A 19,655-nucleotide genomic window follows, 5' to 3' on the forward strand; every position below is an offset into this window, starting at 1 on the left:
TTTTGGTATGAAAACTATATGGTACTGGCATTTCCAGCGAACATGTGATAAACTTTGATTGTCCATTAAGGACCGCCTCCTTTGTTTTGAGATTGGCTTGCGATACCTTTCTCATTGTAACACAGGAGGCTTTTTATCGTTATCCTACACGCTACTGCTTACTCCATTCACCCCAGCATAGCTGGGGGATTAGGTTTTTCATTCACGCCAATGCTCACTATACCGAGCTGCTTCCTCAGACGACATTAAATCTCCTGAATATGCACCACTCTTGACATAAAGTCTTTGCCCTTATAACAATCCAAGCCGATGCCCACCTATCGAAAAAAGAGTACACTCTCCAAAGCCGACCTTTACATCTGCTTAAAATTCTACCACATATTTGACATTTGCTCTACATATTTTCTCCAGCATTTTCCTCTACTGGCATACGGTACTCCGTACCATGCTTTAACATTCCATAAATGATGCTTGACTCCTTTTTGTATCTAGAATACCTCTTATAAGACTGATTTTGATAAAAAACACTTACCGTTTATAACAATACTTTCACATAAAAACGCACCCTTTCACAAATATTCTGTTGCTAAGAGTGCGTTTATATCAGCCTATTGGAAATTCATATCAAGTTTTTTCTTTCGTATACCTGAGGGCAAATTTCGCCCTCATTAATCAATTCCTATACGGAATTGTATCATACTTGAATCACATTAATATTACTGCTTTCAGCAATCGTTAGTATCAGTAGGATTAATTTTTTACTTTTGAGTCCGAAAGTATAACTATAATTAAATATATTACCAGTTACATTCTTCAAAGCTTTCTAAATCTAATTCTGGTATGTATACGGAAATCCATCTAACCTTATTGGTTTCAGCATCCATTTCTATAAACACACCTTTGTCAGACTCCCATACTTCTTCAAATTCATTATAAACAAATGACGGTTCAATTTCTAACATTTCTTGTTCGGTAGTCCCGACTCCTATCTTTTCAAATAACCTTCCCTTATAGTTATCCAGTGTTGTTATTCGAAATAATTTATTATTTCCAAGATGAAAGAATAATTCCACACTATTTTGAATATCATATCGAATCCAATTTTCATTAATTACCATAGCTTCAACATTATTTAATGATAATAAATCACTCAGTTCATCTCTTGTACTATATAATTTTATTTCTCCAAATCCCTTAAAGGGTATAATTGGAGCAGTAATATCTAATAGCATATTAGTTACCTCCTGAAAAAATAATTGTTGCAGTTTCTTTTCCATCTGTTTTGTAGAGACTTTCTGAACCATCAATTATTTTTATTATACCTTGGTCTGTAGTACTTATTTTTACATACGGATTACTTCCATGTCTTCCACCACCTGGCGAAACTTGTACTTGAGAAATATTTTTCCCTCCGCCTGGATTGTTTATCTTTATAATTTGTGCTCCACTTCTTGACCTTGTAGATGCTTTTACTGTTACATCATAACCAGCATCTGTAAGAGCTTGTGCTATTTCATCCACTGATTTTCCGCTAAATACACTTGGATTAGCTTTTAAATCGTCAATTGATACCTTTCCATTCTTAATAATAGAATTTATACCACTCTCCCCTACTTTCCCTTTTACTTCCACTTTCCCCTTCACTGCTTTCCCTGCCTCTGCAATCCCTTTCGTTCCTGCATAGGTTCCTACTGCATATCCTGCACAGTACCAGATTCCTTCACTTTCATATGTATCACTGATTCCCTGTGCCATCCCCTCTACCAGTAACATTGGGTCATCCAGAATCGCACCTACCTGCTCTTTCATTCCTTTTACATTCTTCAGCGCCCAATCAGGTGGTTCGCTCCCCATTCCCTTATTTACCAACACAACACATTCGGAAACTGCAAATTCTCCGATGCCAAAAAGGAATTCTCCTATTCCGTCTATAACTCCTATGACTCCTTCGATTACACCACCTACAAAACCGGTCACTGCATCTCCCAGCCATTCAAAAACATTTAAAATTCCTTCGCCCAGACTGGTATACTTGGGATAATAGTCTTTGCTTACCTTTGATGCATATACATCATCTGTATTTTCATATACTATAACCTTATCTTCGTACAGCTTTACCAGTTCATCCTTGTATCCTGCAATACTGTCCTGATACTTTTTCTGTATCTTTTGCTGAACTTCTTCCAACTTGTTGTAATACTTGGTTTCTTTTTCCTTTACTTCCTCTTTGGCAAATGCAGTATAAGTTGTCCCTAGCCATGGAACATTCACATTATATACCATGGCGGCAATTCTGTCACATGCACTTAAAATACTTTGCATGTTAAACCAGATATCGTTTCGGTCTACCACCATTGTCTGCTCACCATCTACCGGTGCGATTACACTTTGCATGTCATAACTGTATCCTGCCAATAAATCATGCAGGTCTGTCAACTCTTCTTCACAGGAACTAATCTGTCCTAAAATCGTCTCTTTTCGTTCTTCCAGACCTTCGTATGCCTCTCCGGAGCTTTCCTCTAACAGTTCCCATACCTTTTCTACGCTCTGTTTCATAACAGATAATGCTGACTGATAACTTTCTATGTTGCTTATCAAATCACCCAGCATTCCATAATTAATTTTTAGTTCACGATGAAACATTCTCTTCCCTTTCTTGTCTATACTCTTATGTCCTATATTTTTGCATCTCTGCGTCTTATACTTTCTGTCTCATATTTTTTGTCTTATCCCTTTGGTTTTATATTTTTATGCCAAATCTTTCTATACCTTCTGGCTTGCTATGGTACTTTTAAGTGCTTCGCAGGCTGCTCTCATATCGCCCACAATCAGCTCCATATCCTCTCTTGTCTTTGCATTTTCAAAGTCCATATCTTCAAAATTCTTCTGAATGGCTTTTGAAATATCTGCTAATTCTTCCTGATACGCATCCAACATCTTATTCAAATATTTCTTACAACATCTTCCCATCTTTTTCTCCCTTATCTATTTGAATTGTTCTGCGATTCCATTATCTGCATCTTGAAATCCCTGTTTTAAAATTTCTGTTTCGTTTATAAATTCCTCGATATTTTCCAAAAGCTGTGGCGCCTCTGTATCTGACATATTTTTCAAAAGCCAGCTCATTTCTTCTGTAAAATCAGACTGAAATCCATCCATACAGTTTCGGGCTTTCCCGATAAATTCTGTACTGTAAGTTTCAAATGTTGCACTGGCATTTCTTAGATTTTCCAACGCCTCTTCCAGTGCCTCTATATTAATTTTTATTTCCTTCGACATCTCTTCCCTCCATTTTCTCCCTTAACTTTCTGCCTTCTTCTTTTGAGGCAAATTCGTAACTACGTTTTCCCTTTTGCAGGATATATTCCTGCTTTGTCAGGTACACATACGCACTGTCCTGTTCATCTTCATAACCAAGATGAACTACCTTTTGAACCATCTGCGAATTAAAATGAATGACCTGACTTCCTGTCAGGTTGCCAACCGGATATATCACACCTGCATAAGTAAAATATCCTTCATCCGTATAGCTTAAAAACCTTTGTGTAATGACAACTCTTACTTTTTCCACCTGCTCCAGTTTTGGAAATGCCCCCTGTAGCCTTTCTTTTCTCAGGTCTACTACACTTCCCAGTGGCAAAATCCGCTGCATTAGTTCAATGGCTCCTGATATCAGAATTTTCCACTGCTCTTTCGGCAACGTTATCCCCTTCTCTGTGTGCATATCACAGTTACTGTTAAACACATTTTTATAATACTCGTACAATTTCTGCAACTTACTTTCATATGTAAGGAACCACTGTTCCAGTGTTTTCTGTTGCTGTTCGTTTAAATCCTGCTGTTGTACAAACTGGTTTATCAGTGTTCTGTTTACATCCCTTTGATTCATTTTTTCCCTCTTTTCCGTCTCATTTCTTTGCACTATTTACCTAACATACTGATGGCACTTAATACAATTCCAATTATAATGATTCTAAAAATTTCTTTTCCTGTTCCCATGGGTTCCCCGTATTTTTTCATATACTTTCCTTTCATTCCAAAATGAACGATTAGATATGACATGAAAAATATTACGCCAAAATAACCTATAAGGTATGCCATAACTTTCTCTCCTTTATATTTATTTGCTTCATTTTCTTTGGTATTTCTACCGAACCAGTAATCTGTCGAATGACAGGCTATGAATTTTTCCTTATTACTTCTTTTGCCCTCTTTTCCCTCAACTAAATTTTATTGTAAACATTTTCCAGTATCATGTCAATTATTTTTCAAAAAACATAAACAAATATTCCGATTTAATCACAAATTTTAAGCGACCAAATCGGAATATTTTATTGCTTATCTTACTTATCCGTAACCTTTTATTATGACAACTTTCTACAAAAAATGCCATGACATCATACGTTAAATTTACCCCTGTTTTTTCACATTCAAGCTCATGGGGTTTTGAGTGTTTTTTTTACATAATTGCCTTGCAAACAAACGAAAAAAAGGAGTGAAAATTTATGAAAAAAAACATTTTAAAATCAACAAAATCCATTATCTTTGCAGTAGCATTGTGCGCAGTTGCAGCCCTGGGAGCTTTAACCTCATTGTCCACTTCTGAAAAGCCACAACTTGTTGCTATGGATCCAAATTTTATTGATGGAACCTACTAATATATAATCTTTTGATTCCATTCCTTTTCGTAGTAATCACATATTTCATTACAGAGGTTTGGTAAATTCAAAACATTACTAAGATAAAAAGCCTGTTCTAAAATATGACGGGCTTTTTCGCCGTGTTTCTCTGCTGCATTTTCTCTATTTGCATTCTTTTCGTCTTCTCGTAAAACCCATCCTAAACAATATAGAAAACTAGCTAACATTTCCATTCTTCCAGCCTGCATACAACTTTTAATCCCACATATTAAAATTTCCCTAGCATTATCATAATTATGCTCTTTTCCTTCTAACAACCCTATATTATAAGCCAATACACGATATTCGGTAATATGATATACCTGATTTGCATTACTCGTTACCACGGTTTCCAATAGGGCACTATATATTTCTCTTGCTTTTCCATTCTCTCCCATAACATAATATGCACTTGCAATACTATTTAATAAAAACATCTCATTTCTAGACAATGGCCATTTTCTAATATCAATGGTTTCTAGCTTAGGCATAGTAATACGCAATGCTTCCTTCATTTCTTTAATATATTCTAATGGTGTTATTTGCTTATTATACCATCGCATCAGCGCATCGTATCTTGCTATATACTGACGATTGTTCAAAGTATCATCTGGTATTTCTTTTCTTAATTTACTCCATTCTTGAGCAGCTTTTTTTATTTCCTGTCCACTTATCCTTTTTTCTATCTGTCTTATCTTCTCATGTATACTGTATTCCTGTGCATTAATAAAAAAACGATTTCGTTCTTGCGCCTGGTTCATTTTTTCCATTAACGCCCGATAACTCTTCTCCAACGGCGAACATTTTCCTGTCTCTATTCTGGAATACTGTTCTACTGTACAGACATCCTCGCTTGCCTTTTCCTGTGACAAATTACACAGTTTTCGACATTTCGCCATAATTTCATTGCTGACACTTACATCCTTTTGTACATTGGTGCAATACAGCATACTGTCTTCCGGCAGATTACCATACTCCTCCCAGACTTCTTTTAATACCTGAATTTGCTTTTTCAGCTGTTTATATTCCATTTCTTCTCGAATGGTAAATCGTCTTTCCTCTACCTTTTGACAGCACTCCATTCCCCAAACAACGTCTTGTAATAGTTCCTTTAGTAAAAATATAATTCCATTTTCTATTAACATTTCCGTTGCCTCTTGCGAAAGAGTAATAACCTGCTCATATTGATTTTCTTTTTTCAAAAATTCATTATAAACTTTCACTGCCTTTGGATAAATTTTTGCCAATTCTTCTTCATCCCAGTGTTTTCCCTTAATATTTTCTATAAGATCCTTTGTCATTTGTCGGGCTGTTTCTTCCTCACCAATGCCTTTGTATGCCTCTACCATCAAAAGCACGATTTGCATCTCATCCCTTCCCATCAATGTATTCCTTATCTTTTTTATAGAAAAATCCGGTAGCGTCGCCCTTATTGCTTTCTCAAAACTTTGCAATGCTCCTTTCCAATCATTATCTCTTTTTCCTTTTATCAATCCTTGGCATTTCTTCCAAAACTGCTCATGCATCGTTTCTTTTCCTGCACATTTCTGATATTTCTTTATTTCCTTTTCAGCTTTTTCATAATCTTTATGTAAAATATAATTCCACAACTTTCTTCGTAATTCCATAAGTTCATAATCGCCAATATGAACAATTGTCCAAAACTTATCTTGGGATTTTCCTAAACGTTGTAAAAACACATCGATACCCCATTGTCCTATATTTTGTTCAGACCATTCTAATCTTGATAACGTGGCCGCCGAACATACTCCCTTACATAACTCATTCTGTAAAATACCTGCCTGTTCTCTCTCTTCCAAAATAATCTTTCCGATTCCGTCCACATTCTCACCTTCATTTCTCTTTTTCTATATTTTACCATTTTTTTCCAACTTTTTTACTATTATATGAATTTTGCGCATACTATTAGCATTTTATTGACAAAACTCGTCAGAAATGCGGAGCAATCCTCCTTAGCAGAGCGTTTTTTATATCATAGGAAAATCATAACTTTCACACTTTAATACAACATGGTATTTTCCATGATATAAAAACAGCCTATACCTGCTTGGTATAAGCTGTTTCGTCTTGTTTTTAATATCCTGTATTGTCATGTACGGTTTTGCTCAAATCTTTTACCGTTTGAGATGGTGTATAAGATTCATTTGCATATAGAAATTGATGAAGCTGAATGACATTATTTTCTAAATCTACCGGAACTACCACACTTCCTAATTTTCCAAGGTTGGTAGATTCTTTATCAAATGGAAAACCGGTATTTTCTCCCATATGATATTTTGTCATATCTCCCGCCATGTTCAAGATTTCTCCGGCACTTAAGCTGGTGGAAACTTCCGGAAGTATTTCATCTAACATCTTGTTTAGCGTCAGCAAATCTGTCCCTTTTGCCTTTTCAAACATTTTGGTAATTACCGTTCTTTGGCGTTCTGTTCGTTTATAATCCCACCCTGTGGTATATCGAATTCTTGCATACGCTGTAGCCTGTACACCATCACAGGTCTGCTTTCCTGCACTTACATGATGACCTTTCTTACCTGTCACCTCGCTTACTCCATCAATATAATCGTTCATATAGCTTACTTCTTCTGAAGTAACATCTAATTCAATGCCGCCTAGCAAGTCTACTGCCTCTACCACAGCATTAAAATCAACCGCTACATAATCTGTAATATTTAAATCCAAATTCTTATTCAACATATTAACTGCCTGCTCCGGACCACCACTGCTATATGCCGCATTTGCTTTTCGGAACTTATTCTCGCTAATGTCCAAATAAGTATCTCGATATACGGATGCCATTTTTATCTCACCGGTATCGTTGTTAATACTTACTACAATAATGGTATCACTATTTCCACTTTTGAAGTTTCCATTGGAACGGTTGTCCAATCCGAACAGTGCTATTGTGGTATATCCTTTTAGTGCTTTCTCTGTTTCCGGTTGTAATTTATTTACTTTTACATTTTTCAGCTCAATTTTATCCATCTTATGGAACTTACTCCATGCAAAAGCTACCACTCCCAAAATCAATACTACAATAACCGCTAAGATTGCTACTACAATCTTCCACGCTTTTCTATGCTTTTTTCCATGTTTTTTCTTCTTCATTTTCTCATCCTCACTAATTTTCTTTGGATTTTCCTCACAACGCAGAATTATAGCACATTTCTTTTTACAATAACATTCTCTTTTTTACAGATTAAGAGATTCTTAAACTTTACTTTATTTCCTCATAAAAAATATCAATAATCATTTGGTAAAGTTCATCATCCTTAGCATAGTATTCTTCGTACTGCTCTCCCATCTGCACATCTACATCTACAATATGCAGATTGTCTTGGGAAAAGTCACACTGGATTCCCTCGGATGCAAGATAGGTCACTTCATCTGCGCTGATATCTGTAACCATGTATTGACTTAACGTCTGATATAACTGCACTGGCAAAGTAATATCCTTTTTTATCGCCTTTTTAGCTGTTGGAACAAAAGACATCAGATATTCTTTCTGTCTTCCGATTCGCGCAAGACTACTTTGGGCTACCGTAATATCACGGCCACCTACAAAGTCCATTGCCGCTTCCCCCTGTAGCAGTACATCACTTCCTGTTGTAAATTCCGGATTTAGCAAGGTCAAATCCTCATCAATATGCACCGTCACACCACCTACTGCATCATTTACAATAGGAAGCGCCAACATATTAATAGAACAATATCCGTTGATTGGCAATTGATAAAACAAGTTTGATACTGCCTCCTCCATCAATTCACAACTTTGTTCCTTGCCATCTCCATATGCATGCTGCAAAGTAATCTGCATTTCCTGTGTTCCTTCATATTCCCCGCTAACAGAATATTTCTTTACCGGAACCATAGTATCTCTTGGAACTGCAATTACATCCATTGTGTGCTCTTTGGTATCTAAGGCTACCAGAAAAATAGCGTCCGCCTGTCCTGCTCGTCTTTCGGTTTTATTTCCCGTAAGTTTTTGACGCTCTATTGCCTCTTGTTTGCTTTCACTTTCATTTTCCTGAGACGCTTCTTCCTGTGCTTGTGCATCTTCCTGTGCCCATTCGTCCAGATTCTCCTGACGTATATCCACTCCTAAGCACAGAATATTTACCATATCTTTCTTATACTGATACTTTTTCCCTTGGTATGTTATGTAATTTTCCTTTGCCTGATTTTGTACATTTCCCTTTAGACTATTTTCTCCTACTTTACGCAAGATAAAAAATGCCGCTACCGCACAGATGCAAAGTGCTACTATTATACCTGCTATTATTAAAATAACTTTAATTCTTTTTCTTCTCTTCTTACGTTTCTTTACAATTGCAAGCGTAAGCCCCTCTTTATTTTGTTCCATCGTCTACTAATACCGCCTCTACTAACCAGCGATTGTCTGGTTGTCCTCCTATACAAGTTGCAAGTGTAATAATATTACTATCGGTTCCTACTGTTACATTTTCATCATAACCGGACTCCATAGTTCGCACTCCCTTTATTTCGTCTAAGAATTGCTGACGACCTTCCGGAGTACTGTAATCAAAACTATGCATTACATGTCTATCATCAAACACAACTGCTGCAAAAATCTGATATTTCAAGGTTTTATCCGGTAAATAAATATATACATATGGATTTTCCTTTAAAAACTCTTTATCTTCATACTTATGTAAACCTGCAAACATAGTTCCGTTTTTCATATTATGACCGTAAATCACGGTATTAAAATCTGAAAAATCTTTGCTATTTATCGCTTCTGTATAAATAGACCCAGGTAATCCTTCTGTTCCTTCTATCGTATGATTCAAGTAGTATGCATCGTCATCTGCTCTTTGTGCAATTGGATAGTCAATGTCCGTCCCCGGTATTTGAATCCATGCATAAATCTCTTCATTTGTTTTCCAAAGTTCTTCAAAATCAATAGGGCTTTTATATTCGCCATCTTCCTGTGACTCATCCGGTGTTTCTTTGGTAGTCTCTTTTACCTTTGCTTTGCTTTGTAAATCTTTGTATTCATTCTTAGCATTATTTTGTTTCACAAAATATACCACTATAAAGGAAACACTCACTACAAGTACTACAATTAAAATTGCAAGAATTATTTTACTTTTTTTCTTTTTATCCATAATCTCCTCCTACTAAAAAGCTGTATACTTATACAAGTATACAGCTTTCTTTATTTCCACACAACTGTTTTATTTATGATACTTCGTTCCGGTATGCCCTTTTCTGCTTTTTTTCCTATATTTTACATCACTAAAATTGCTCCCAGTACAATCAATCCTACCCCGATAATCTTCTTTTTCGATATTTTTTCCTTCAGCACAAAATACGCTAACAACAATGTCCAGATATAAGTAATTGCCGTAAAAGGAAGTGCCGCAGAGTAATCTAAGTAACGCAATACATAAATATCTACTAAAGCAGATGCCAGATACAATACACCACCAATATACAACTTGATATCCCACAGTGCCTTTATGATATTTTCTTTCTCTGAGGCTTGCTTAAAAAACATGGATGCAACTGCCCCTAATACAGTTCCCCCAATTAAAATCACATAATAAATCATTCTTCGTCTCCTCCCCCGATGAGTATTACTCCTGCCATGATTACCAGTACTCCTATTACTTTGCGTATGGTTACTACTTCTTTTAAAACCACTGCGCCCAACAGAATACTTAACACATAATTCATACTAAGCATCGGTTGCAATACGGAAAGACTGCCAAATCGATATGCAATCAGCATAATCAACGCCCCTATACCATAAAATACAAATCCCAACAATGCGATGAGTAATCCCTGCTCTGCTGACAGTTTCCATAATAACTGTCCGAGACATGCACAAATGGAGGAAAGCAACATCAATAAAATTCCTGTTCTGTTTTTTGCAAATGATTCTCGCATGGACATTTCTCCTTACTTATACGGTTTTAGGGCATAGTTACACTTTTTCAGGGAAAAGTTCTTGTTATAATATGGGTCCCCTTCTTTTAGTAAGGAAATCCATCTGGTTCTGATAAACTCTATCTCATCACCAAATCTGCGTACTTTTTCTTTCGTATCTTCTTTTCCTCTGCTCTTAGATTCATAATGATATGCCTCTACCCATGGATTATAGACTACCAGATAACCTGCCTGTCCTACTCGAAGGCACAAGTCCAAATCATTGAATGCCACAGTGAGGACTTCGTCCAATCCTTCTACTTCATCAAAAATACGTTTTTCTATCATCATGCAAGCAGCAGTAACCGCACTGTAATTCAACTGAGTAGCAGCACGATGCATATAGCCTTCTCGTTCCCGCTTCAATCCCGGGAACATATTCGCTGCAATTCCGTCAATTCCCAATACAATTCCTGCATGCTGAATGGTATTGTCCGGATAGTATAGACGTGCTCCCACAATTCCTACCTCCGGTCGCTGACAGTTTCCAAGCATTTCTTCTATCCAGTCTCTTGTAATCAACTCAATATCATTATTTAATAAAATCAGGTACTCTCCTGCTGCAAAGGAAGCTCCATAGTTATTGATTGCAGAATAATTAAATCCCTGTTCCCATGTAACAATCTTAACTTTCTGTCCACCAGCTAAAGTTCCCTGACAAGATATGCCGCCGGACACCTTCTGGTATTTTGCTCCACAAAGTGTTTCATAATACTGAAAAGTCTCGTCTTCCTCACTATTATTCTCTACAATAATCACTTCATAATTATTGTATGTGGACTTTTCTATGGATTCGATACAACGTTTTAACGTCTTTGCCTGATCCTTATTTGGAATCAAAATGGTTACTAAGGGATTTCCATGTACTTTATACTTTACACGATAAAAGCCAAAAAACTTTCTCTGGGTTACCGTTCCAATCTGTCCTACACGCTCCAAATGTTCCTCAATTGCTCTTTGTCCTGCGTCATAGGCATATTTTTTACTCATTGGATTGTCTGAGGTAGAACTGCGATGCACTCTCCAGTGATACAGTATCTTCGCCACATGTCCTACTTTTTTCGCCTTTTCGGTACAACGCAAAATAAAATCATAATCCTGTGCGCCGTCAAATTCTTTGCGGAAACCGCCTACCTGTTCTAATACGTTACGCTTCACGCATAAGAAATGAGTAATATAGTTATTGGAACGTAATAAATCAATACTAAAGTCCGGTTTGAAGTGGGGCTGTGAATGTACCCACTCTCCCTTTTTTCCTTCGGTAATCTTATCTTCGTCGGAATAAATTACTTCAAATTCCAAATCCTGATTCATCTTAGACACCATTTCAAACAATGCTTCCGGTGCCAGCAAATCGTCATGGTCTAACAGTCCAATCCACTCACCCTCTGCATCTTTTAATCCTTCGTTGGTATTTTCTGCAATTCCCAGATTCTTATCAAGGTGACGATACTTTATTCTGTTTTCCTGCTGTTCCCCAATAAACTGTTCTACGATTTTTCTAACCTCATCACTTGGACTTGCATCTGCAATACACAACTGCCAGTTTGAATAGGATTGCTTGTGTACAGACTCCAACATCTCTATCAAATACTTTTCCGGGGTCTGATAAGTAGGTACCACAATACTAATCAATGGTCGATAGGAAAACTTTCGTTCCTGTTTTCTTTGCTTTTGCAGTTCTTCTGTTCCTGCTTTGTAATATTCATACCAAGGTTCATATGGCACTTCTTCCGGCTCCATGCGGTCACAAAGTCTTGCCCAAAATGCTTTTGGACCATAATGTTTTAAATATTTAAAGCCTTTCATAATTCGATATGGTGTAATTTTCATATATTCATTCTTCCTTCTTAATCTTAAATCATTCTTTTTTATTCTAGCATACCTAAATATACACTCGCAATAACCTTTTTATTATGACAGAATTTTAAAAAAAGTCCATGGTTTTTGCCGAAAAATTTTTATTATATATCTTTCCGGCAATATCATGGGCTTTTTCTTGCATCTTTCGCATAATATTTTTGAACTTTTCACAAAGGAGGAAAGGCTTTTATGATTCTTCCGTACACAGATCCTGAATGGGATTATGATAACTTTTAGGCAAAATACTATCGTTCCAATTCCTTTGCCAATAGTTATAGATATCATTATGAAGTCTTGGGGAGTTTGTAATATCACTTAGGAAAAATGCCTGTTTTATGACTTGACGGGCTTTTTCTTCTTGTCCTTCTTCTTTTAGTACCCAACCGATTCCGTATAGTAACTTGGCTACTTTTGTAAATCTTCCTGCCTGAAGTTCCAAATATATTCCTTCTTCAAATATCCTTTGTGCTCTGGCTGTGTTTCCTTCTAGCTTTTCTATCATAGCTATATTATATAGCACCACTACATATTCTCTCACTTGATAAGTAACTGCAACGTTACTGCTTTGAATGGACTTTTTAATACTATTTAAGATTTCTTTTGCTTCTTGCTTTCTTCCTATATTATAATAACCACTTGCAATATTATTTAGAAGAAATATCTCTGTTCTGGTTAATGGCCACCTGGTAATATCTATTTTTCCGAACTTTGGCATGGTCTCCCGCAAAGCTGTCTCATACCGCCTGATTGCCTCTTCCCATCCGATTTCTCTTTTTCCATAATGAATTAGCGTATCATAACGTAGAATACATTGACGATTTTCCATTGAATTTTTCGGGATTTTTTTACGAAGCTTGTGCCAGACCCGATAGGCTTTTTCATATTCCATCTGGGTGGTATACTTAGAAACCATCCGCAATTCTTCTCGCAACTCATACTCTTCTACATTGATAAAACCTCGATCTCGTTCTATCGCCTGATTCATTTTTTCCATGAGGCTGCGATAATTCTTTTCTTCCGGAGTAACAAGCCCCCTTTCAATTCGTGACAGAGTTTCGGAACTGCAAACTTCGTCACTCAATGCCTCCTGAGACAATCCTGCATTTTCCCGACATTTTCTTATAATTTCATTACTTGTAACAAGATTCTTTTGAATATTGGTACAACACCACATATTTTCTTGGGGAATCCCTCCGTACTCTTCCCACACCTTTTCCAGGGCTGCTTTTTGTCTTTTTATTTGTATATATAAAAAGGCTTCTTCCTGTGTTAGTTTACGGTTTTCTTCCCGGGCTTTTTGCTGCATTGCCCACATAAGTTCTTCCATGAAATCTGCCAACTGAAAAATAACTTCATTGCGCTTTAATAAATCGATTGCTTTATTTGCCAACAATATCACAACTTCATATTTTTTCTCTTCTTTTAAAAATTGAATACCGGCATATACCACTTTGGGATATATTTTTACCAATTCCTCTTCGTCCCATTTTTTCTTTTCTATGTTTTTTAATAATCCGTATACTAATTTCTTTGCTTCTTCTTGCCTTCCCAGCTTTTCATACCCGCGGGAAAGTAATAATATCAGAAACATTTCATTCCTGCCTAATACCAGTTTTTCTATAGACATTTCCATAAAATCACGGACTGTTAAGTATATCGCCTGGGCTATGGTTTCTACGCTTTCTTTCCATTTTCCTTTTTCTGCCTGCAACATTCCCAGACACTTTAACACAAATTGTTTTTGGAATGTATCCTGCATATTTACATCTTTCTCGTAGCTTCTTAACCGATGATATGTCTCTTCGTATTTTCCTCTTAAAAGAGCGTTCCATATATTATCACGTTCTTCTAACATATGGTAATCTTTTACACTGATAATCGTTCCGAACTTATCAAATGATTTTCCCAGTCGCTGTAAAATGGCTTCCAGCAATAGCTGATCCGGTCTTCGCTCTTCACTTTCTATTCTGCACAGCGTGGTGTGTGAACATAGACCCTTTATTAGTTTTGTTTGTGATACTCCTTCCTCCTTACGCAAATTTTTAATTACTGTTCCAATTCCATTCATAAAAAAATACCCTACACAACTTATTTCTCAAATGTATAGGGCATATTTTACCATGATTCTTTCTTCTTTTTTGATATCTACGCTTTTTGCGATTTTTTCTTGATTTTCTTTCTAAATTCTTCCTAATATAAACAATATTCGTAATGCAATTTCTCCCGGTGTTCTGGTACGCAGGCGTTTTGGATAAAACACTTTATGAAACCAGTTTGGCAGGGAAAATCCATCTCGTATAAAAACAGAAAGTATCTTTTTTTGCGCTGAATTTAATCGACCTTCAAAGGTGTGATAAAAATACTGTAAGGACTTTTTATCTTCTTTTGCCTCCGGTCCTAAGATTTCCTTTTGCACAAAATACTTTATAAGGTTTCCGGTCCCTGCATCACCGGAAGTCACTGCTTCTTCATGGCGGATATGTGTTGCCGAGCTTCGTTCATCGTACAATACCTTACCAAAGCACACTGCTCCGCGAATCAACCAACGGTCATGCAATTCCTTTCCCAGCGGCACCTGCAATAACAGTTCTTGTCTTGCCCGTTCATTGATTACCATGGTAAATCCAGAACCCGGCGTATAATAAATAACATCTGATAACTCCAATGTTTCTTTCTGCTTTGGAGAACGGCGGATAAACTCTCCCTTATCCGTATAGTAATCACATGCGGTATAGTATAACAAAATCTGATTTTTATCTTCTTGTTCTAAACGCTCCACTGCCCATGCAACTTTATCCGGATACCATTCATCATCCTGATCGCAAAAAGAGTAATAATCAGCTTCATCACACTTACGCAAAATCTCGTAAAAGCTGTATGGACAACGCAGATTCTTTCCGCCATTATCTAATAAAGCAATTCTTCTTCCACTGGTATCCTTCTTGATATATTCCTCTAAAAAAGCAACGGTATCATCCTTAGAACCATCGTCTCGAATATAAATATCTATATTTTCATATGTCTGATTCACAATACTGTCTAACTGACGTTTTAAAAATTTTTTTCCATTATAAGTTGCCAGAACTACATTTACTTTTGGCTTTCCCATGATTTTTCGCCTCTCACATTTTCTTTACTTTTCGATAAATAATTATAAACTGTATCAGAATCTGAACCAATAGTGTTGCTACTAATGCCCACACTACTCCGTCCATAGAATATTCTTTTACAACGGTAAGTGAACCTATGACTGCCGCTAAAATTCCAAATCCGCCAATAAGGTACTGTGACTTAATGGCACGAATCAAGGTACATACGCTGAACATACTTGCGTTAATGGCAATCAATATGGACACAATAATTACCGGAATAAACAGATAAACATATGGCTCAATATCTGTTCCAAACAGCAATACCAATCCCCAATGCGCTAACAGCTTAGAACCTATTAATGCTGCTATGGTAATTGCACCTATCAATAAAGCAAACTTTTTCAATCCACTTAAAAAATTCTTTTTATTGCCATTGTTAAACTCTACGGTCAACGGTGGAATCAGTGGTGCAAACAGGGTTGTTGCTGCCAGCTGGATTACAATGGTAGGAGATGCAACAGAAGAATAAATTCCCATCACTTTTTCTCCAAAGAACTGTTCTAAATATAATTTTGGTATGGTCAAAGACATATTATTTAAAAATGCTACCACTGCTAATGGAAAACAGGTAATCAATAAGGACTTTACCTGTTTTCTCATAACCGCTTTGTCTATCGGTGTTTCTTCTACATAACGCTTTACCTTGCGTCTGTCATAGAACAGCACCACTGCTAAAGAAAACAGTGACATTGCCACAATACTGATTAATAAACGTGCTGTGACAAACATAGTATCAGAAATCGGTTGTGTATCTGACATCATAATAAGTGATACATTACCGACTATAATGAACGCCGCAAAGAAAACTACCATCGAACCGATTCCACGAATTGTCAGGGAAATTCCCGCATAATCCATTCGTTCATTTTTCTGGTCGATTCCATAATATACATCTGCCATTCCTTCCACGACCTTAAAGCCCATAAAACTCATGATAATAATTGCTTTATCTAAGGAATACCCATAGTATAAAACCACTAGCAGACACGCTACAACAGACAACACATTGGTATATACTCTGGAACGCATATACTCTCTGTCCGTGTACTGTCCGTCCATATCGGACACCTGATAACTTCTTACATTAAACAGACCTACAATTGCCGGTGCTGCTGTTGCACTCATGGCTAGGGATAAAAGCCCTGCATCACCAAAACCGGAAACTCGTACAATAATTACAGATATCAACCACTGACATACATAATAAATCAAAGAGCCTACCGTATTAAACAACATATTCTGTTGTACTGTTCTTACTTTTTTCTCACTTGTTTTACTCATATTATAATCGTCCTATTAAGAAAATAATTCTTATGAAAATTTCGTCTACAATCCCCTGACGGAAATACTTTGGATAAAAGGTTTTCTTTAATGCCAATAACGGATGAAATCCGTCTTTCGTAAACATTGCAAGGGTCTTTTGATCTTTAACAGATAATCTTTCCTTATATAATACTTCATATTCCTTTATCTGCTCATGAATATGATGGAAATAGTGATTCAAAAAGAAACGCTTGAATCGCCATATCTGAAACTTGATAAAACTATCTCCACCATCACTGACGTTATTTGCATGTCTGCGATATTTTGTAGTGGGGCGTTCGTCATAAATTACCTCACCCATTCCGGCGCAAATCATATACATCCACCAGTCATGCCCGGTACATTTCTTTGGAACATCTGCCGCTACAATATCTCTTGCAGTCTTATTAAATACACTGTTAAATCCAAGGGAAACACAATCTACCAGGGAATTACGAAATCCCATCTTAGGGGTTTTTCCATCTCGATGTGCCATGAAATTCAAATCTCCGTCATAGTAATCATAATTGGAAAAGTATAAGACCGGTTTATCCTTTGGCGTATTTTCCAAACGCTCCAGTGCCATCTCGATTTTATTTTCAAACCATACATCATCCTGATCGGAAAATGCATAATAATCTGCCTCGCCACTGTTGGCAACTAACCATAAAAAGCTATTTACAAATCCTACATTTTCACCCTTTTCCAAGTGAATCTGATTTTTTTCCACATATGGTTCTAATACCTTTAAGGTATTATCCTTGGAACCATCATCTCGCACATAAATCTCAATATTTTCATAGGTTTGCCCTAAAATACTGTCAATCTGCTGGGCAATGTATTTTTCACCATTATAGGCAGACATTAATACTTTTACTTTTGCCTGACTCATTTCTGCCTCCTTATTTCAACTTTGCTACAAATCCTGCTGCATTCTCATACACGCGTTCCAATGAATCAAAATATGTCTGATTGTCTAAGTAAACCGTGCTTTGACTATCTGTAAGCACTAATACATATTCTGCATCGGAATTTAACAACATTTCCAAAAATCCTGCTGAGTTATTCACATCCCAACCATCATTTCTCTGATTGGTAATTCCCTGATACCAGAAATCGTCCTGCCAGTAACTGGCGATTGGAACCATATCCTGTCCCTTAGAAATCAATTCATCATACACATAATGGTATAACTCTCGCTTGTCTAGTGAATAGCCTGCTGACCGCAGGTTATTATAATTATAACTAAAAATATCATTGAATGCCGAGGACTTTATATTTACATTAAACAGTTCATTTCTTCCTTGAATCTTCTCTTCTATATGAAATACCATTGCCCCAAATACTGCAAGCCATACAGCAAAACAACATCCGGTTACAATTCTTGTTTCCTTTGTCATATAAGAAATTCCGGCAATCACCAATAACATCACAACAAACCATAATACATAATAGGTCTTGTAATAATAATAGGAGGATACTTTTCCCGCCATTCCTCTTAGAAACAGACCTATCATAAAGATTACTAAAAACGGAAGTAAGAATAAAGTTGTTGTATTTTTCTTTTCTTTTACTTCTTTATAGAATCCATACAGTGCAAATGGTAAAAACGGAACAAAATTAGAATACAGGTCTCTGTAAATTGCCCCTTCGTTTGACAATGCTCCGCCAACGGTTAAATTGCTACCGAAAATCCCAAAGTATGTATACACCATTCCCAAAATACATGGTATCAGGAAAATCGCAAGACAAGTGATAACCGTGTCTTTGGAAATTAAGATTCCTGCTCTTTGCTGTTTTAAAAATACTACAAAAATAACCGCAAAGAATATAATCGGCATAAACATAACATAACACTCAAAAATGCCAAGGCAACCTAACGATAATAGAACTATGTTCCACCACTTGGCAATTTCATCCTTGGCAAATGTATCTGCTAAGAATACTAATAATATCAAAAGCGTAACTCCCATTCCAAGATATACAAAGCCGTATTCTGTACTGTCTAATGGATAACCACCAATATACAGGAATGATACAATAATTCCTGCCACCTGCATAAATCTGGTATTTAAGTATCGTTTTATCGTTCCGTAAAACATTCCACCTGCTAATGCTAAAAATAGCGGCTCACTAAACACAAATATTCGATAGTAGTAATCCACTTTTAGTAAGGGCGAAAACACTTCTATCAACAATCCATTGGTTAATGCCTGATAAAACATGTTGTTTACACACTGATTGTTCACCACATCCATGGCTGCCTTAAAATGTGCTGCCGGGTCTATGGTAAGATAATTGATAAAAAACTCTGTTCCACCATAACGATATTTTGTCAACAACACAGAAAACACCAATAACGCCACACAAAAAACTGCATCGCCGATATGAAATTCATATTTCTGTCTTTCCTTTGATTTATAAATGCGAAACCACAAAACTGCTCCTGCACATAAATCAAAAATTCCTATAGTAATAATGTTTACCGGAACTTTTAACAGATTGATTACTGCTGCTACCAAAACATGCCAACAGGTAGTAACCAAAATATCGGCTACTACCCATGTAACTGCGTCTAACTTCTTCTCAGATTTTTTACTAAAATATATTCCACTCGCCAAAGCACCCCATGCAACGATAAAAAAGAGTGATGCTGCTATTGAACTTTCCATAATGTGTCCTTTCT

Annotated in this window: 19 protein-coding genes; 1 reads left to right on the forward strand and 18 read right to left on the reverse strand. The window is 36.5% G+C overall.

Translation table 11 applies throughout. The annotated features are described in order from the left end of the window. Window positions 1-797 precede the first annotated feature (797 nt). The 6 genes from KQI83_RS13530 to KQI83_RS13555 all read right to left on the reverse strand — a co-directional run bounded on the left by KQI83_RS13530 (window position 798) and on the right by KQI83_RS13555 (window position 4,101). Window positions 798-1,232 carry a hypothetical protein gene (locus KQI83_RS13530; RefSeq protein ID WP_216559120.1) on the reverse strand — a complete coding sequence of 145 codons (435 nt, stop codon included), beginning with the start codon at window positions 1,230-1,232 and terminating at the stop codon, window positions 798-800. 1 nt (window position 1,233) lies between these two features. Next, the gene (locus KQI83_RS13535) at window positions 1,234-2,643 is read right to left on the reverse strand and encodes a hypothetical protein (RefSeq protein WP_216559123.1); all 1,410 of its coding nucleotides are present in this window, start codon (window positions 2,641-2,643) and stop codon (window positions 1,234-1,236) included. Window positions 2,644-2,763: 120 nt separating this feature from the next. Beyond that, a complete protein-coding gene (locus KQI83_RS13540) occupies window positions 2,764-2,970 on the reverse strand; it encodes a hypothetical protein (RefSeq protein WP_216559126.1) in 207 nt (68 codons plus the stop codon). A gap of 15 nt (window positions 2,971-2,985) precedes the next feature. Then, on the reverse strand, window positions 2,986-3,279 hold the full coding sequence (locus KQI83_RS13545; RefSeq protein ID WP_216559128.1) for a hypothetical protein: 294 nt from the start codon (window positions 3,277-3,279) through the stop codon (window positions 2,986-2,988). Then, window positions 3,257-3,889 carry a DUF4176 domain-containing protein gene (locus KQI83_RS13550; RefSeq protein ID WP_216559132.1) on the reverse strand — a complete coding sequence of 211 codons (633 nt, stop codon included), beginning with the start codon at window positions 3,887-3,889 and terminating at the stop codon, window positions 3,257-3,259. Before KQI83_RS13550 ends, KQI83_RS13545 begins: the two co-directional genes overlap by 23 nt. A 32-nt stretch (window positions 3,890-3,921) precedes the next feature. Continuing rightward, entirely contained in the window at window positions 3,922-4,101 is a 180-nt protein-coding gene (locus KQI83_RS13555) for a hypothetical protein (protein ID WP_216559134.1), read from the reverse strand. A 404-nt stretch (window positions 4,102-4,505) separates the two neighbouring features. On the opposite strand from KQI83_RS13555, the gene KQI83_RS13560 reads away from it, so the two are divergent. Then, complete coding sequence (locus KQI83_RS13560) at window positions 4,506-4,658, forward strand: hypothetical protein (protein WP_216559137.1); 153 nt, start codon at window positions 4,506-4,508, stop codon at window positions 4,656-4,658. On the opposite strand, the gene KQI83_RS13565 is transcribed toward KQI83_RS13560, so the two are convergent. From KQI83_RS13565 to KQI83_RS13620, 12 genes are all read right to left on the reverse strand, one after another. Then, window positions 4,655-6,523: a hypothetical protein gene (locus KQI83_RS13565; protein WP_216559140.1), complete on the reverse strand. Its 1,869-nt coding sequence runs from the start codon at window positions 6,521-6,523 to the stop codon at window positions 4,655-4,657. The two genes, KQI83_RS13560 and KQI83_RS13565, sit on opposite strands and share 4 nt — an antisense overlap. A gap of 250 nt (window positions 6,524-6,773) precedes the next feature. Then, a complete protein-coding gene (locus tag KQI83_RS13570; protein WP_216559143.1) occupies window positions 6,774-7,808 on the reverse strand; it encodes an LCP family protein in 1,035 nt (344 codons plus the stop codon). Window positions 7,809-7,917: 109 nt separating this feature from the next. Then, entirely contained in the window at window positions 7,918-9,063 is a 1,146-nt protein-coding gene (locus KQI83_RS13575; protein WP_216559146.1) for an LCP family protein, read from the reverse strand. Continuing rightward, entirely contained in the window at window positions 9,050-9,829 is a 780-nt protein-coding gene (srtB, locus tag KQI83_RS13580) for a class B sortase (RefSeq protein WP_216559149.1), read from the reverse strand. Before srtB ends, KQI83_RS13575 begins: the two co-directional genes overlap by 14 nt. A 122-nt stretch (window positions 9,830-9,951) precedes the next feature. After that, on the reverse strand, window positions 9,952-10,275 hold the full coding sequence (locus KQI83_RS13585) for an EamA family transporter (protein WP_216559152.1): 324 nt from the start codon (window positions 10,273-10,275) through the stop codon (window positions 9,952-9,954). Further along, window positions 10,272-10,613: an EamA family transporter gene (locus tag KQI83_RS13590; protein ID WP_216559155.1), complete on the reverse strand. Its 342-nt coding sequence runs from the start codon at window positions 10,611-10,613 to the stop codon at window positions 10,272-10,274. The genes KQI83_RS13585 and KQI83_RS13590 overlap by 4 nt, the downstream gene beginning before the upstream one ends. Window positions 10,614-10,625: 12 nt before the next feature. After that, entirely contained in the window at window positions 10,626-12,485 is a 1,860-nt protein-coding gene (locus KQI83_RS13595; protein WP_216559158.1) for a glycosyltransferase family 2 protein, read from the reverse strand. A 217-nt stretch (window positions 12,486-12,702) separates the two neighbouring features. Next, window positions 12,703-14,583, reverse strand: coding sequence for a helix-turn-helix domain-containing protein (locus KQI83_RS13600; protein WP_216559161.1), 1,881 nt, complete (start codon window positions 14,581-14,583; stop codon window positions 12,703-12,705). Window positions 14,584-14,694: 111 nt separating this feature from the next. Continuing rightward, the gene (locus KQI83_RS13605; RefSeq protein ID WP_216559164.1) at window positions 14,695-15,624 is read right to left on the reverse strand and encodes a glycosyltransferase; all 930 of its coding nucleotides are present in this window, start codon (window positions 15,622-15,624) and stop codon (window positions 14,695-14,697) included. A gap of 13 nt (window positions 15,625-15,637) precedes the next feature. Continuing rightward, a complete protein-coding gene (locus KQI83_RS13610; RefSeq protein ID WP_216559167.1) occupies window positions 15,638-16,948 on the reverse strand; it encodes a lipopolysaccharide biosynthesis protein in 1,311 nt (436 codons plus the stop codon). Window position 16,949: 1 nt separating this feature from the next. After that, window positions 16,950-17,861: a glycosyltransferase family 2 protein gene (locus tag KQI83_RS13615; RefSeq protein WP_216559170.1), complete on the reverse strand. Its 912-nt coding sequence runs from the start codon at window positions 17,859-17,861 to the stop codon at window positions 16,950-16,952. 10 nt (window positions 17,862-17,871) lie between these two features. Further along, window positions 17,872-19,641, reverse strand: a complete 1,770-nt coding sequence (locus KQI83_RS13620; protein WP_216559173.1) for a hypothetical protein — start codon at window positions 19,639-19,641, stop codon at window positions 17,872-17,874. Window positions 19,642-19,655 lie beyond the last annotated feature (14 nt).

Source organism: Roseburia sp. MSJ-14, assembly GCF_018918225.1.
Classification (GTDB): Bacteria; Bacillota; Clostridia; order Lachnospirales; family Lachnospiraceae; genus Petralouisia.